Source organism: Aquimarina muelleri DSM 19832 (assembly GCF_000430665.1).
Classification (GTDB): domain Bacteria; phylum Bacteroidota; class Bacteroidia; order Flavobacteriales; family Flavobacteriaceae; genus Aquimarina; species Aquimarina muelleri.
The window spans coordinates 1-16,731 of the sequence record NZ_AUML01000034.1 but is presented as its reverse complement, the minus strand read 5'-3'; the positions used below and the strand labels follow the sequence as shown (position 1 = coordinate 16,731).

Here is a 16,731-nt window from a genome sequence, read left to right as displayed (position 1 = left end):
TACTATCCTCTTCTTTTAAAATAACCTAATAATTTTTTTACGTAACTTTCATCTATCCTACTACTCAAAGAACCTGCACCACTTCGAGTAAAGCTATCCTTAAAATAATCTACTCTTTCTTGATAATATTTACTGTAGTTTATACGTGTTTTCTTTGAACCAGTATTTACCAACATAAGCTCCCCCGTCTCTTCATCTTCCATCTGTACCATCCCAAGGTTTGGTATTTCTTCTTCTCTTCTATCATAGACTCTAATCCCGGTAACATCATGTTTTCCTCCTACTATTTTTAAGGTTTGTTGGTAATCGTCTGCAATAAAATCAGAAAGCATAAATACGATCGCCTTCTTTTTCATAACGTTAGACAAAAATTTTAATGCATCGGTTATATCTGTTTTTTTGCTTTTTGGTTCAAATTCTAATAATTCTCTTATAATTCGAAGTACATGGGATCTCCCTTTTTTGGGAGGGATAAAAAGCTCTATTTGATCTGTAAACAAGATCAATCCTATTTTATCATTATTTTGTGTAGCAGAAAAGGCTAATGTTGCTGCAATTTCAGTAATAATTCCTTTTTTAAACTGCTCTTGTGTGCCAAAAAATTGTGATCCAGAAACATCCACCATCAACATCATCGTGAGTTCTCTTTCTTCTTCAAAAACTTTTATATAAGGCTCATTATATCTAGCGGTTACATTCCAATCGATATTACGAACATCATCTCCAAATTGATATTGTCTGACTTCACTAAAAGTCATCCCGCGTCCTTTGAATGTAGAATGATATTCTCCTCCAAAGATATGGTCGCTTAAGCGGCGTGTCTTAATTTCTATTTTTCGAACTTTTTTTAATAACTCTTTTGTATCCATGTACTCGCCTTTTGGCTCGTTAATATTAAGTAAAGAGTACAAAGCCCAAAATATTTAGTGCTTTGTACTTATTAGTTAGGAATTTGTACTGATGCAAAACATCTACTAAGGCACTTCGATTTCGTTTACGATCTTGTTTATAATATCTTCAGAGGTTATATTTTCTGCTTCTGCTTCATAAGTGATTCCAATACGATGACGTAGTACATCATGAATTATTGCTCGAACATCTTCTGGAATTACATATCCTCTTCTCTTAATAAAAGCATAACATTTTGCAGCAGTTGCCAAATTAATACTACCACGTGGTGATGCTCCAAAATTGATTAGTGGTTTTAATTCTTCTAATCCATATTTTTCTGGATAACGAGTTGCAAAAACAATATCCAGAATATATTTTTCGATTTTTTCATCCATATACACCTCTCTAACGGCTTTCTGCGCGCTTAGAATTTGCTCTATAGAAACTACTGGGTTTACTTTTTCAAAAGAACCTTTAAGGTTTGCTCTAATAATTAGTTGTTCTTCGTCTAATTTTGGATAATCAATAACCGTTTTTAACATAAAACGATCGACTTGGGCTTCTGGTAAAGGATAAGTTCCTTCTTGCTCTACAGGGTTTTGAGTCGCCATTACCAAAAATGGCTTATCTAATATAAAGGTCTCGTCCCCTATGGTTACTTGTTTTTCCTGCATTGCTTCCAACAAAGCACTTTGTACTTTTGCCGGCGCACGGTTAATCTCATCTGCTAAAACGAAATTAGCAAAAATGGGTCCTTTTTTAATAGAAAAATCATTCTCTTTCATATTAAAAATAAGGGTTCCTACTACATCTGCAGGTAGTAAATCTGGGGTAAACTGGATACGGCTAAAACTACCATGAACGGCTTTAGACAGGGTATTTATCGCTAATGTCTTTGCTAATCCAGGAACTCCTTCCAACAAAATATGGCCTTGCCCTAATAACCCAATAAGTAAACGTTCAACCATGTGTTTTTGACCCACAATCACCTTATTCATTTCTAAGGTTAGCAAATCTACAAAGGCAGATTCTCTCTCTATCTTTTGGTTAATTGAAGCAATATCAATAGAACTGTTCTCTTCCATTTATTTTATTTTTTTAAAGTCGTGAATTTAATATTACTAATCCAACATTGCAAATTGTCGAAATAATTTTCTCTTTCTTGTTAATTCTTGGTTAAATGTACTCTTAAAAACATATAAAAAACACAATATTTAAACTATATTTAACCTTCTTTTACAAAAAAATAGACGCACAAATTTTCATCATTTTCATGATGAGTTTATCAAAAGACGATGATTTTATACTCGCGTTGCATTTTTTAAAAAACTAGTAAACAAAAAAAATATTTCTTTTTCTTTATATAATTACACTTCTTTTTACTGCATTCTAAATAAACAAAACAATCTTAAAAACATAAAATGAAAACAGCATTAATAACAGGAGCAACTAGCGGAATAGGTAAATCTACTGCAATAGAGTTTGCTAAACTTAATATAAAGCTTATCCTTTGCGGTAGAAGACAGGATCGATTAGACCTATTAAAAAACGAGCTAAGCAAAAAAGTACAAGTCCATACGTTATGCTTTGATGTTAGAGATAAAAAAATGGTTTTTTCTGCTATCGAAAATCTTCCTGAAGCTTTTAAAACAATCGATATTCTTATAAATAATGCAGGTAACGCCCATGGTCTTGACCCTATTCAAACCGGAAATCTGGAAGATTGGGATGCTATGATAGATATTAACGTAAAAGGTTTATTATATGTATCTAAAGCTATTATCCCAAAAATGATAGCACAAAAATCAGGACATATTATTAACATCGGTTCTACCGCTGCAAAAGAAGTATACCCAAATGGAAATGTATACTGCGCCAGTAAACACGCTGTAGATGCAATCAATAAAGGAATGCGAATGGATCTTAACCAATATGGAATACGTGTTGGCGGTATTCATCCTGGTTTAGTACAAACAGAGTTTAGTAATGTACGATTTAAAGGAGATGACCAAAAAGCAGATAATGTATATAAAGGTTACGCCCCTTTAACTCCAGAAGATATTGCCGATATTATTGCCTTTGTGGTTACCCGCCCATATCATGTTAACATAGCAGATCTTGTAGTATTTCCTACTGCACAAGCCAGTAGCACAATGATTAATAAAAGTTTATAATTTCTTTATTCTCTATTACATTGCTTACCCAGTAAAAATAGTTAAGTTTATCTTGGGAAAAAGTTTAAACAACTTCATTATAAGGAATGATCAACAAACGTCTACTTATCAAAAACCTACTGGCACATAATGACGAAAACAGTTTTTATGATAAGAAGCGTAAGCTTAATATTGGCGAAAAAGAAGGAAAAGCTAAATTCTTAAAACATATCTGTGCTCTTGCAAACTCTAACCCAAAAAACAACTCCTATATCGTTATAGGTGTAGAGGATGAAGACAACCAGATCGTTGGAGTCGATTTTTTTGATGATAGTAAAATCCAAAATTTGGTTAACGCGTATTTATCTAATCCTCCTATCGTTTCCTATGAAAATATCCCTTTTCCTCATCTTCCGTCAGATAAAGTAATTGGTTTGGTTACTATTCGTCCAAAAGATGGCAAACTCTGTTCTCTTCGTAAAAATATCTGGAAATATTATGGCGGCAGTGTATTTTTTAGAGATGGCAGTATAAGTATGCCTAAAGTTTTTGATATCGATATCAAAGATGTTAATTCAGAAATTGTAAACGCTATCGAAAGTCATGCGCAAAACAATATAGAACTTACACTAGATGGGGTTTTTCATTTTATGAACTCAAGAACGGATTATAACCCTACATATAAAGTATTTAAAGAGTATTTTGTGGTTTGTTGGGCAGCAAAAGAAAAACGACAAAACGGTGAAATATACTACTCTCGTGTAGATATCGAACTAATTAATGAACATGTAAAACTTTTCTACTCAGAACTAGACGAAGTAAGTATCTCCTTAACTGAAGATCAATTTAAAATCATAGAATACGTACAATTGGGATTTCAAGATACTTTTAGATATTATCCTTTGGAACAAGTTGTAATTACTTTTAAAGAAAATGCCAGCTATGATATAGAAAGTAAACTTCTTTTTGAACCACCTAAATTTGATCATAAAATATTATATCACCTGTATAATAGCAATAATGCATTACTCGAAAAATTGAAACAAAAAATTCCTTTATCTAAAAATGAAGAAAAAGACATTATCAATCTTCCTGCTACTTATCTGATTTGCTATTTTAATGATTTTAATGACGCAAAAGAAAAACTAGAAGAAGCAAAACCTTATATAAAAATGTATGATGAAAACTTGTATTCTCTATATAAAGAAAGTATTAGAGTTTTACGAAAAGTAAGATACAACTAAAACACTTTAGTATGTATAAAATATATCCAATAATATCATGTGCTCTAAAAACCCAACCAACAGATAGTCACTAACCACAATTAAATAACACATGAGTAGAATTTTAGTAATTGGAGATATTCATGGTGCTTTACAAGCATTAAAACAAGTACTTAAAAGAGCAGAAGTAACAACACAAGACACCCTTATATTTTTAGGAGATTATGTAGATGGATGGAGTGATAGTGCAGCTTTAGTTTCTTTTTTAATTGAATTAAAAAAAATGCACAAATGTATTTTTATCAGAGGCAATCACGATCAGTTATCCTATACATGGTTAACCGAAAAAACATATAATCCAGATTGGATAAAACATGGTGGGCGGGCTACTATAGAATCCTATGCAAAATTATCAGAAGAAGAAATAGATAGACATCTACAGTTCTACAAAAATTTACTTAATTATTATGTAGATAAAGACAACCGTTTATTTCTGCATGCAGGGTTTACCAATCTTCATGGTCCTGATCAAGAATATTTTAGCAAATTATTGTATTGGGATAGAACCTTATGGGAAACGGCACTATCCTTAGATCCAAGTCTTAAAAAAACCGACATAACCTATCCTAAAAGATTACTGTTATTTCATGAAATCTATATAGGGCACACACCAGTTACCAGAATTAACAAAACTATACCTGTGCAAGCTACCTGTGTTTGGAATCTGGATACTGGGGCTGCTTTTAAAGGACCCCTGACCATAATGGACATAAACTCTAAGGAATATTGGCAAAGCGATCCAGTTTACACCTTGTATCCAAACGAAAAAGGAAGAAATTAGAAATTAATTTTTCTTCGATCATTCTATTTTCGTAGTTTTAAAACACAAATTAAAAACCAATTCATTCATGGGAATTTTTGACGAAATAAAGAAAAAACTTAGCCACGAGTTTATAGATATTATAGAATGGTTAGACTATACAGACGACACCATTGTTCATAGATTCGAAAGATATCAAAATGAAATTAAAAATGGGGCGCAGCTTATTGTAAGAGAAGGACAAACAGCAGTTTTTATAAATGAAGGACAACTAGCAGATATATTCACACCAGGAACCCATACTTTAAGCACACAAAACCTACCTATTCTCACTACTCTAAAAGGCTGGAAGCATGGATTTAACAGTCCTTTTAAAGCAGAAGTATATTTTGTAAACACTCACTTATTCACTAATGAAAAGTGGGGAACCAAAAACCCTATTACTTTAAATGATGATCGTTTTGGGTTAGTAGAGATTCGTGCTTTTGGTACATACGCTTTTAAGATTAATGATGCAGGTAAATTTGTAGTCGATATCGTAGGAACAGATGCCAATTTTACTAATTTTGAAATTAATGAGCATTTAAAAAGTTTAATTTCTACACGATTTACAGATACTATAGGCGAAGCTAATTTACCTATTGAGTTATATGCTGCCAACACCTCAGAACTATCTGATACTTGTTTAGAAGTAATGCAGCATGAATTTAATTCTGTAGGTATTTCTCTCGAAAAATTCTTTATCGAAAATGTTTCTATGCCAGAGGAGCTGAAAAAAGAAATATTTGAATATAGCAGGATAGATAAATTAGATCTGGATAAGCTAACTAAGTTTAAAACTGCAAAAGCTATCGAAGCTGCCGCTGCAAACGAAGGAGGAACAGCAGGTGCAGGAATGGGCATGGGAATGGGGTTTGTTCTTGCCCAACAAATGGGTGGTATGATGAATCCTATGACAGGACAACAACCAATACAACCCCAACAAACTACACCCCTTGCTCCACCTCCAATGCCAGTACAAGTACAATACTTTTATGCACAAAATGGGCAACAAGCAGGCCCGGCATCGTTTGATCAATTAAAAGTATTATTTGCCAATAGAACCATAAATAAAGATTCTTTAATCTGGAAACAAGGAATGAGTAATTGGACAGCTCTTAAAGATATTGAAGAGTTAAAGTCATTTTTAGGTGGAAACACTCCTCCACCATTACCAGGAATATAATTTTATTTCATTTACATTCATGAGATTTATGAACGTATAAAGGAGGAGAACTAAAAATAATAACGCTATCAAAGTTTTTAACCAATAGATTATAAATTGGTTTATGACAAGTTCAGACCAATGCCATGGTATTCGGATATCGTATTGAGCTTGTCGAAATATACTATTTTTAGCTTTTTAGACATCCTCATGATATTTATATATGGAAGAAGAAAAAAAAGCAATATCAGAACAGAAAAAATCTTGTTCTAATTGTGGTGCAGAATTAAAATACAAACCTGGCACCTCAACCATAACTTGTGAGTATTGTGGTCATGACGAAATGATTGCACCAAATCAAAATGGATTTCAGGAATTAGAACTTAAACCCTATCTGCAAGAAATGGGTTCTCTGTCTCATTCTGAAGAAATCCTAATGTTACATTGCAAAAACTGTGGTGCCAATCAGCATATCGAAGAAAACTACAAATCCTTGCATTGTGTCTATTGCACTATGCCTTTAATTATAGAAGACGCATATAAAGAGGATTGGATACTACCAGGAGCCGTTCTTCCTTTTCAATTTGATCAAAAAAAATCGCATCAGATATTTTCTAAATGGGTAAAAGGGTTATGGTTTGCGCCAAATAACCTTAAAAAAGCAACCTTAGATCCAGAAAATACCAAAGGGTTGTATTTACCCTATTGGACTTTTGATGCACAATTATATGCAAACTATACTGGTGAGCGGGGAGACTATTATTATGTAAATGTTCCTTATACCGAAACAGTAAATGGTAAAACAGTATCGAGAACAAGACAAGAGCGAAGAACAAGATGGTCATCCGCAAGCGGAAATGTAACGGGTTTTGTAGATGATACATTAATTAAAGCATCACACCAAAATAAAAACCCCATTCCGCAAAAAATAGCAAATTGGAATCTGGACGCTTTAGAATCTTTTAATACTAGTTTTTTAGCGGGTTTTATAACCGAAAAATACACTATCCCGCTAAAAGATGGTCACCTATCCTCTACCAAAGAAGCAGAAAAAATAGCTGTTTCTTGGGCAAAACAAGATATTGGGGGAGATACCCAAAGAGTACATCATGTAGATATGAGTTTAAGCAACGAAACCTTTAAGCATATTTTACTCCCTGTATATATTAGTGCATACCGGTATAGTGGCAAAAAGTATAACTTCTTTATTAATGGGCAAACAGGAGTCATCTCTGGTAACAGACCATACTCTTTCTGGAAAATATTTTTCTTTATAGTATGCATACTTATTCTTGTAGCTGTAATTTTTTGGATTTCAGAAAAGCAATAATAAATCTATTGATATATATTTTAGTTTTTTCTAATATAAATAATATACAATTAAGTATTTTAAAGAAATAAAGAAACGATTTTAGAACAAAAACCTAAAAATAGAAACAGTTTATATCTTTTAAACTTTTTTGAGTTGAGCTTATTTATAAATAACTCTAAACATAATCCCAAAAAACATTTTTATCATTTCTTATTCAAGAAAACTTCTATGCTTTTTGTGATAACATGGCAATCATCTTTGGTCACAATTACTAAATCACTGGTGGCTTGAACATAATTAGTTTTATTAGTTACAACTGTATAATTTCCCGTTCTTTCATATGCGCCGATAAAAATATTTGTTCCTGATACGTTTTTAAGGGTTTCTCTATATTCGTTATCTACAGCCACAACGGTAACATCTTTTACCAGAAACATATTATCTTCTGTATCTTTTACCGTTACTTCTATTCCTGGTCTAGCCTCTTCTGTGCATAATACAGGATCTTGAGTCCTGTCATCATTACTACAAGCATAAAAAAGTAATAAAAAGAGTATTAAAGTTTTTTTCATATGTTTCGTAACTTTATTTCGACATTATTTATTGTGAACTGATGTGGTTTTTTTGTTTTTAAACCAAAAATAATACATTGTTCTTTACACAAGATGCTTATTAAATCGTAAGGTTGCTTATCTTAAAAATAAACGTTTGTTATTTTTAAAAAGTTGTCTATAAAAAAAGCATTCTAAAAAAGAATGCTTTTTTTATTAAATTTAAAATTCAGAAATTATGTGCGTTATAGATCAAATTTAATTCCTTGTGCCAAAGGCAACTCTGTGGTATAGTTTATCGTATTTGTTTGGCGACGCATATATACTTTCCAAGCATCAGATCCTGATTCACGACCTCCACCTGTTTCTTTTTCACCACCAAATGCACCTCCTATCTCTGCTCCAGAAGTGCCAATATTTACATTAGCAATTCCGCAATCCGAACCAGCATGAGATAAGAAACGTTCTGCTTCACGCAAATTATTTGTCATAATTGCAGAAGATAATCCCTGAGTTACTCCATTTTGAACTTCAATAGCATTTTCTACATCTCCGTTATACTTCAAAAGATATAATACTGGAGCAAATGTTTCATGTTGTACAATCTCAAAGCTATTATTAGCTTCGGCTATAGCTGGTTTTACATAACATCCACTTTCATATCCTTCTCCAGAAAGTACACCTCCTTCTACTACGATATTTCCTCCTTCTTCTACTACTTTCTGTAAAGCATTTTGATATCCTTTTACTGCATCGGTATCAATTAATGGGCCCACATGATTATTTTCATCCAAAGGATTTCCAATTCTTAATTGTCCATAAGCAGCAACTACTGCGTTTTTTACTTTATCATATATAGATTCATGAATAATTAATCGACGTGTCGATGTACAACGTTGCCCTGCAGTTCCTACTGCTCCAAACACTGCTCCTATCACTGTCATTTTGATATCTGCATCTGGTGTAACAATAATTGCATTGTTACCTCCTAATTCTAAAAGTGATTTCCCTAAACGTTGTCCTACCGTTGCTCCAACTATTTTACCCATTCTGGTAGAGCCGGTTGCAGATATTAAAGGAATTCTCTTATCTGTAGTCATCATTTCTCCTACTTTGTAATCTCCATTAATCAAACAAGAAATTCCTTCTGGCAGGTTATTATCTTTTAAAACTTTTGCTATAATATTTTGACAAGCAATCCCACAAAGAGGTGTTTTTTCACTAGGTTTCCAAACACATACATCTCCACAAATCCATGCTAATGCGGTATTCCATGCCCATACTGCAACAGGAAAATTAAATGCAGAAATTATTCCTACGATCCCCATTGGATGATACTGCTCATACATTCTATGACCAGGACGTTCTGAGTGCATTGTTAAACCATGTAATTGCCTAGATAAACCTACTGCAAAATCACAAATATCTATCATCTCTTGTACCTCACCCAAACCTTCTTGATAAGATTTACCCATTTCATAAGAAACTAGTTTACCTAGTGCTTCTTTTTGCTTCCGCAATTCTTCACCAAATTGTCTTACAATCTCTCCGCGCAGTGGTGCTGGCTTTATTTTCCATTCTTTAAATGCTTCAGTTGCAGTTTGAATTACATTTTCATAATCTGCTAACGTAGTCATTTCTACTTTACCAATTAATTCTCCATCTACCGGGGAATATGACGCGATTGTTTCTTTTGAAGAAAACCAATTTAATCCAGTTGAAGTTCCTTTATTGTGTTCAGAAACACCTAGTTGTTTTAGTGCTTCTTTAATTCCGAAATCTAATATTGCTGTTGCCATCTATTTATTACTTTTGAAAAGGTAAAGATACTGTGTTTTAGAGATAAATTAAATTTTGATTGATTCTTAGGTTGATTTTGAATAATTTCACTAAATACCTATTTAAAAAAAATCAATTTTACACTAAACTAAAGTTTTACAAATTAAATTGATTGCTTTTTTCTAAAAAGCTTTTTTCTCTATAATAGGATTAGTATTGTTCTATTTATAAAAATACAGAATTGATTCTGAAAAATTATTCAAAAATAGATTTAAGTTTTAAATACCTTTCTAGATCAAAATAGACTCTTGATATCTAAAAAAAGAAATCGCTCAGACAAGATTTCTCTTGTAGAGCGATTCCCAACTAAATAACCAACCAAAAAGTTTTTATTATTTAAGTAGTATTTACTTTTATTTTGAAAGCTTTATAAAATCTGCTTTTTTAAATCTTTTTTTATTGCTCTGGGTTGCCTTTTCATTTTCCGAGCTTTTAAACTGTATATAGCCTCTTCCAATAAATTGGTAGACTGTTTTAGACGCTGGATGAAACAATTCAATTGTATTATCATTTATAACGGACAATTCAAAGAATTCATTGCCCAAGTAATCGTAATCAAGTGTTAAAGTTTTCTTATCAAAAGTGTTAATAACATTTCTTATTTCATAATGACCTGTATAATCATAAAAAATATTCTGGATTGGAGTTCCGAAAGCGTCCTGAGAACTTTTAAAATTTTCTCCAGATCCATGATAAGAGAATTTTAAATAATTTTCATTATCAAATTCATTTAACACTCCATATTCACTTGTAAATACTTTTTCCCAAGTTTTATATTCCTGAAGAAAATAATGGATATTATCATAAAACACTCTATCATAATCAAAGTTGTTACGCTGGTATCCAATTAGATAATAACTCGTTTGTGAATGGATATCATATAGCTGTATTTCATTATTCGAAAATTGAGTAACCTGAAACGTATATTTTCCATCAATATCATGAGTAATATCCACTTCCTTTCTAAATAGGTCATAAATACCAACATCCAATCCAAAACCATTACCATTGTTTCCCATCCCTACCAAATTATTATTTGCAAAGAAAGTACCGTTTTTAAAAGAAACTGTAAATGCTTTTTGTAAAAAAGGAATCTCTACATTACCTTGCGTACGTTCAATATCTACATACCATATCTCGTACATATTTAACAAAGTACCAAGGCTCATTCCTGTGTTTGAATTAACAAACGGTTGTGGTTCGATGTATACATCTTCTTCTATAATAACCTCTTCTACACAAGAAGTTAATAATAATGAGGTTAAAAAAATAATCGAAAATAATTTTATCGTTTTCATACGCTGTGTGTTTTCAATTTCATTTTTAACAAACCAAAACGTATGCCAAAATTTTAAAACACTAGTTATGAGGTTTTTAATTTGATGTCTATTTTGCTTATTTTTGAGCCATAATCTCTTTTATGGAAAAAAAGCCAAAATTAGCAGTATTAGGAGGTGGTAGCTGGGCAACTGCCATCGTTAAGATGTTGACCGAAAACCTTAACGAAGTAGGATGGTATATGCGAAGTGCATATGCTTTAGAACATATTAAAAGGCAACAGCATAATCCTAACTATTTAAGTTCCGTCGAATTTAAACTCGATCAACTAAAACTAACTAATGATATTAATGAAGCAGTAAATAATGCTGATTATCTAATTTTCGCAATCCCATCTGCATTTCTAAATAGCGAACTACAAAAACTTACCGCTTCTTTAAAAGATAAAGTTATTTTTTCTGCAATTAAAGGTATTGTTCCTGAAACTGGACTTATTGTTGGAGAGCACTTTCATGACAAATATGATATCCCTTTCGACAACATTGGTATAATTACAGGGCCTTGCCATGCCGAAGAAGTTGCTCTAGAGCGTTTATCTTACCTTACTATTGCTTCTAATGATGAAGAAAAAGCTAAAATAATGGCTAATTGCCTAAGTAGCGATTATATTAAATGTAAAACTAGTGATGATATTATCGGTACAGAATATGCCGCGGTACTCAAAAATATTTATTCTGTAGCCGCTGGTATTGCTCATGGTTTAGGTTATGGTGATAATTTTCAGAGTGTATTGATGAGTAATGCCATTCGCGAAATGAAACGTTTTATTAAAAAAGTGCATAAAATGAAACGTAACATTAATGATTCTGCCTATTTGGGAGATTTATTAGTAACTGGATATTCTACTTTTTCGAGAAATAGAATGTTTGGTAACATGATTGGTAAAGGATACACCGTAAAAAGTGCACAAATGGAAATGAGTATGATTGCAGAAGGATACTATGCCGCCAAAACTGCTTATGAACTCGATGCAACAAGAACAACAAGAACCCCTATAATTGATGCTGTACATGATGTTTTGTATGAAAATAAAGACCCAAAAAAAGTATTTAAAAAACTTACCGATAAGCTAGATTAATTATACCTATCTTTATTTTATTACGAATCTTATGGAAAATCTTATTGAAAAATTCTATACTGCATTAAATAACAGAGATGCTAAAACCATGATCTCTTGTTATCATGATGATGTGGTTTTTAAAGATCCAGCTTTCGGAAAATTAAAAGGAGACAAAGCAAAAGCGATGTGGCAGATGCTTTGTAAAAATGCACAAAACTTTAAAGTAGAATTCTCGCTAATAAAAGCCAATAATCATAATGGATCTGCACATTGGGAGGCATGGTATACTTTTAGCAAAACAGGGAAGTCTGTTCATAATAAAATAGATGCACAATTTGAATTTAAAGATGGTAAAATTATAAAACATATAGATCATTTTAACCTACATAAATGGGCTTCTCAAGCTCTGGGATGGAAAGGCGTATTACTAGGAGGCACTGGCTTTTTTAAGAAAAAACTAATAGGGCAAACTAATAAAATGCTAGATAAGTTTATGGCTTCCTGATTTCAAAATTTATAATTTATGAAAACATTAAAAATAGCAAATCCTGTTGTCTCTATTGATTGGCTTGCTGAACATTTAGATCATCCAGACTTGATAATTCTTGATGCTTCTATTAAAAAAGTAACCTCTAAAGAGAATCTCCAAAAATTGGATCTCAAAATAAAAGGAGCTCGTTTTTTTGACTTAAAAAATTCATTTTCAGATAAAAATACCAATATACCAAATATGCTTCCCTCTCCAGATGATTTTTCTGAAGAGTGTAGAAAATTAGGCATAAGCTCACATCATAAAATAATAATTTATGATACTCTGGGTATTTACTCAAGCCCAAGAGCTTGGTGGATGTTCAAAGCAATGGGGCATCAAAACGTTGCGGTACTAAACGGAGGGTTACCTGCTTGGCATAATGCTAAATTACCATGCGAACCAGAAAATAAAACAGAATATAATTACGGAAACTTTAAGGCGAATTATACACCAAGTCTAGTTACCACTGCAAATACTGTATTAATTGAAATCGATAATGAAAATTCACTTACTATAGATGCTCGGTCTCATGGCAGATTTATTGCAAAAGAGCCAGAACCAAGAAAAAGCCTTAAAGGAGGTCATATACCTAACTCTGTAAACTTGCCATATACTATGGTGTTAGACAAAAACAAAATGAAAACCCATACTGAATTACAAGAGGTTTTTAAAAATTATAATATAGATAATAAAGAACTTATATTTACCTGTGGATCAGGAATTACAGCCTGTATTATAATGCTTGCCGCAGAAATAGCAGAATACCACAAAATATCTGTTTATGATGGATCTTGGAGCGAATGGGGACAACTTGATAGAGTACCTATACAGTGTTAAATATAATACCAAAAAATATAAAGCAATGGATCTGGTAGATAACCATAAAAGTATTGAAATTTGTTGCTTTCCTATTTTACATTTAAAATTTTGAATTATTTAGTATATGAATTATTTTTTTAGATTAACGTTTTTTGCCTTTCTAATATCCATAAGCAATTATGCTCAAAAAGCTCCAAAATTTAACTTACAGGACTTTTATAATTATGATTCTGAATTAGAATTTACAGTAGATTCTATTTTTAACACATTAACTGATCGACAAAAGGTAGCCCAAATGATTATTACCTCTGGTGGTGAAATTGGCAAATCAGAAGCAACGGTAAAAAAATTAGCAATGCAAGATGCTATTGGAGGAGTGGTTTACCTAAAAGGTAATAAGCAAAAACATACAGAGGATATAACTGCTCTTAATGATATTAGCTCCAAAAATAAAACGATCCCTTTGTTATTTAGTATGGATGCAGAACCTAGTCTATTTGCAAGTAGAATTAAAGGCGCTAAAGATGTTGGTAAAACGATTGATATTAAAAACGATGCACAATCTGATTCTGTTGTAAATATTATAAATCGTGAACTAAGGGATATTGGTGTACACCATAATTATGCACCTGTATTAGATGTTAGCTCTAGTAACGAAGCAATTAAATCCCGAAGTTATGGTAGCGATAAAGACACTGTAATTCATTTAGCTAATCAATTCATAAAATGTACTCAAGAAGGTGGTATTATTGCTACTGCTAAACATTTTCCTGGACATGGTCTTGTAAAAGGAGACACCCACAAACAAAGTGTATATATTGATGGAGATCTACAAGAAGTGGATAATTATAAAAAAATAATCGAAGATGGAGTTCTATCCATCATGATTGCTCATATTACTATTAAAAACAATAAAGAGTACGACACTAATGGGTTACCTTCAAGTTGTTCTAAAAATATCATAACTGGTTTATTAAAACAAAAGATGGGGTTTAAAGGCGTTATTATATCAGATGCTATGAATATTATGAAAGCTGTCACTATTCTTGATAACGCACCTCTTTTAGCATCCAAAGCAGGTTGTGATCTAATCCTAATGCCACAAAATGAAATAAATACCATTAATACTATTCTTTCTGAAATAAAAACGGATGCCGCTTATAAAAAACAAGTAATGCAATCCGTAAAAAAAATATTACGTTTAAAAATTTGTGCAGGAGTAATACAATAAATTGCGCTATAAATTTATTGTAACATCTGCCTTCTGCTTATCATGACCAGTTTGTTTTTAATACTAAATTATCATAGAATTAAAAAAATCACAAATACACAAAAACATAGGAATCAATAAAACATAACCATATCAAGAATAACTTAAGAGTTTCACACAAATTATAGAAACAAAAAATAGTAAATACAACAATTACAGATAAAATACCAGAACAATAAACCCCTATTAAAAAGTATATTAAAAGGATATCACCCCTTCTTTTGTTCTTCTTTTAACTTAGTTTTTAACACTATATAAAAATCAAAAGCAGTTGAATTTACAACCTCATAATCTGGTGTGTTTATTTTAAAAACATAGGCTTCTAAATTTGTATAATACCATTCCCAAAAACTATCTGTTCGATTTTCAAACCCCATTAAGGATAAAATCACAATACTAAGGTCGATACCAAAAGAAGAAGTGTCAAAACCTATCGACTCTAATTGATTTAAGAATCTAGTACTTAACAATTCATTTTTAATAAGAAACAAAATCAAATCCTGATTTGTCGATAATTTAAATTTCGGAAAATCCCGAGCCTCTAACTCTATTTTCATAGGTGCATTTTTTTTGGTTTACAATGGTCTTATAAAATTAGTGTAGTTCCCGGCCTTTGCTAAAGCATGCATTTTTAGTAAATCTATAAATGCAATACCAAGTGCTATCTTCATAAAAGAAGCGGGTATATATTTTTATCGAATTAAAAGCTAGTATAAAAAATTACATCCTTAGCTTTCTCTTTATTAATCTATATTATAGGATTTCTCCCACTATATAATTAAAAACTAACAAATTAACAGGATTGCAAGGGTAGGAAGTGCAATTTAAACCTGTGGTATGAATACCTTTAATCTGCGAAAAATATTATTTTTTTAATGTTCTGCGATATTCTGCTTTTTCTTCTGCAACTTTAAGCAATTCGGTAGAGCAATCCATTTCATAAATTTGCTTTGCAAGGAGATCGCTTACATACTCCTCTTCTACTTCCTTAGCACTTAAATCAAAAACCTCTGCCAATTTAGAGAGTCTTTTTTGATCAAAATCACGTTTTCCGTTTTCAATTTTACTCAAATTTGCAGAATCTAAATCTAATTGAGCTGCCAATTGAGTTAAGGTTAATCCTTTGTTTATCCTATGCATTTTGATATACTCTCCAAAAGTTTCTTTCATTTGACTTGTCGTTATATGACAAATTTACTATTTTTTTTAATGTTTTCATAAACTTAGTTTTCTTTTTTAGATAAATATCACACAGATTGCTTTATCACAGACATGCAGTCCAACAATTTATATACATTTTTTAAATGTTCTGTTAATACTTGATCCTTACTATCTATTTCTACTTTACTTAAAATTCCTAGAATTCCTCTTCGGAATAATTGTAACCTGAGTTCGACGTAAGGATTTAACAGAAAAGAGTCAATTGTTCAGATTTTTGTGTTTCAAATTTGATACTTGGTTTCTTTTCTTGAAAGGAGTATGCTATTAGACTAGCCACTAAATTAGTGATGAAATTTCCAAAACTTCTGTGTCTGGAATGTTCAGCTTGAGCGATGTTTTTAAGTTGATCATTGATAGTTTCTATAACTGATCTTTTGCGAAGCAATATTTTATCTCTTAGTGTCATTAATACATTTTTCATATTGTTTCTAATACCTGTTACTAGGTGTAAGCCTTGATCAAAGAGTAAGTTGGCTAACTCTTTGGAAATATATCCTT

At 31.7% G+C, this 16,731-nt stretch carries 17 protein-coding genes; 9 read left to right on the top strand and 8 right to left on the bottom strand.

Going from position 1 to position 16,731, the window contains the following annotated elements; all coding sequences use genetic code 11:
• Positions 1 to 2 precede the first annotated feature (2 nt).
• Complete coding sequence (locus H527_RS0113955; RefSeq protein WP_027413284.1) at positions 3 to 869, bottom strand: DUF58 domain-containing protein; 867 nt, start codon at positions 867 to 869, stop codon at positions 3 to 5.
• A gap of 105 nt (positions 870 to 974) precedes the next feature.
• Positions 975 to 1,976, bottom strand: coding sequence for an AAA family ATPase (locus tag H527_RS0113950; RefSeq protein WP_027413283.1), 1,002 nt, complete (start codon positions 1,974 to 1,976; stop codon positions 975 to 977).
• 336 nt (positions 1,977 to 2,312) lie between these two features.
• Between H527_RS0113950 and H527_RS0113945 the strand changes: the two genes are divergently transcribed.
• From H527_RS0113945 to H527_RS0113925, 5 genes are all read left to right on the top strand, one after another.
• Positions 2,313 to 3,065, top strand: a complete 753-nt coding sequence (locus H527_RS0113945; RefSeq protein WP_027413282.1) for an SDR family NAD(P)-dependent oxidoreductase — start codon at positions 2,313 to 2,315, stop codon at positions 3,063 to 3,065.
• A gap of 86 nt (positions 3,066 to 3,151) precedes the next feature.
• Positions 3,152 to 4,288, top strand: a complete 1,137-nt coding sequence (locus tag H527_RS0113940; RefSeq protein WP_027413281.1) for an ATP-binding protein — start codon at positions 3,152 to 3,154, stop codon at positions 4,286 to 4,288.
• Positions 4,289 to 4,379: 91 nt separating this feature from the next.
• On the top strand, positions 4,380 to 5,108 hold the full coding sequence (locus tag H527_RS0113935; RefSeq protein WP_027413280.1) for a metallophosphoesterase family protein: 729 nt from the start codon (positions 4,380 to 4,382) through the stop codon (positions 5,106 to 5,108).
• A 67-nt stretch (positions 5,109 to 5,175) separates the two neighbouring features.
• Positions 5,176 to 6,312 (top strand): SPFH domain-containing protein, encoded by a 1,137-nt coding sequence (locus tag H527_RS0113930; RefSeq protein ID WP_027413279.1) that lies wholly within the window; start codon positions 5,176 to 5,178, stop codon positions 6,310 to 6,312.
• Positions 6,313 to 6,514: 202 nt separating this feature from the next.
• Complete coding sequence (locus H527_RS0113925) at positions 6,515 to 7,621, top strand: TFIIB-type zinc ribbon-containing protein (protein WP_027413278.1); 1,107 nt, start codon at positions 6,515 to 6,517, stop codon at positions 7,619 to 7,621.
• Positions 7,622 to 7,806: 185 nt separating this feature from the next.
• Here the strand turns inward: H527_RS0113925 and H527_RS0113920 are convergent, their stop codons facing one another.
• The 3 genes from H527_RS0113920 to H527_RS0113910 form a co-directional block, all read right to left on the bottom strand.
• Complete coding sequence (locus H527_RS0113920) at positions 7,807 to 8,175, bottom strand: hypothetical protein (protein WP_027413277.1); 369 nt, start codon at positions 8,173 to 8,175, stop codon at positions 7,807 to 7,809.
• A gap of 224 nt (positions 8,176 to 8,399) precedes the next feature.
• Positions 8,400 to 9,953 carry an L-piperidine-6-carboxylate dehydrogenase gene (gene amaB, locus H527_RS0113915; protein WP_027413276.1) on the bottom strand — a complete coding sequence of 518 codons (1,554 nt, stop codon included), beginning with the start codon at positions 9,951 to 9,953 and terminating at the stop codon, positions 8,400 to 8,402.
• A 393-nt stretch (positions 9,954 to 10,346) separates the two neighbouring features.
• The gene (locus H527_RS0113910; RefSeq protein ID WP_027413275.1) at positions 10,347 to 11,291 is read right to left on the bottom strand and encodes a hypothetical protein; all 945 of its coding nucleotides are present in this window, start codon (positions 11,289 to 11,291) and stop codon (positions 10,347 to 10,349) included.
• Positions 11,292 to 11,413: 122 nt separating this feature from the next.
• Between H527_RS0113910 and H527_RS0113905 the strand changes: the two genes are divergently transcribed.
• The 4 genes from H527_RS0113905 (at position 11,414) to H527_RS22165 (ending at position 14,973) form a co-directional block, all read left to right on the top strand.
• Positions 11,414 to 12,409, top strand: a complete 996-nt coding sequence (locus H527_RS0113905) for an NAD(P)H-dependent glycerol-3-phosphate dehydrogenase (protein ID WP_027413274.1) — start codon at positions 11,414 to 11,416, stop codon at positions 12,407 to 12,409.
• A gap of 31 nt (positions 12,410 to 12,440) precedes the next feature.
• Positions 12,441 to 12,896 (top strand): nuclear transport factor 2 family protein, encoded by a 456-nt coding sequence (locus tag H527_RS0113900; protein ID WP_035088225.1) that lies wholly within the window; start codon positions 12,441 to 12,443, stop codon positions 12,894 to 12,896.
• 18 nt (positions 12,897 to 12,914) lie between these two features.
• Entirely contained in the window at positions 12,915 to 13,760 is an 846-nt protein-coding gene (locus tag H527_RS0113895) for a sulfurtransferase (protein ID WP_035088224.1), read from the top strand.
• A 106-nt stretch (positions 13,761 to 13,866) separates the two neighbouring features.
• On the top strand, positions 13,867 to 14,973 hold the full coding sequence (locus tag H527_RS22165) for a glycoside hydrolase family 3 N-terminal domain-containing protein (RefSeq protein ID WP_051316770.1): 1,107 nt from the start codon (positions 13,867 to 13,869) through the stop codon (positions 14,971 to 14,973).
• 248 nt (positions 14,974 to 15,221) lie between these two features.
• Here H527_RS22165 and H527_RS0113885 read toward each other — a convergent pair whose 3' ends face one another.
• The 3 genes from H527_RS0113885 to H527_RS0113875 all read right to left on the bottom strand — a co-directional run.
• On the bottom strand, positions 15,222 to 15,569 hold the full coding sequence (locus tag H527_RS0113885) for a hypothetical protein (protein WP_027413271.1): 348 nt from the start codon (positions 15,567 to 15,569) through the stop codon (positions 15,222 to 15,224).
• A gap of 307 nt (positions 15,570 to 15,876) precedes the next feature.
• Positions 15,877 to 16,182 (bottom strand): helix-turn-helix domain-containing protein, encoded by a 306-nt coding sequence (locus H527_RS0113880; RefSeq protein WP_027413270.1) that lies wholly within the window; start codon positions 16,180 to 16,182, stop codon positions 15,877 to 15,879.
• 235 nt (positions 16,183 to 16,417) lie between these two features.
• Positions 16,418 to 16,731, bottom strand: a 314-nt coding sequence (locus tag H527_RS0113875; protein WP_027413269.1) for a transposase, incomplete at its 5' end; no start/stop codon positions are given.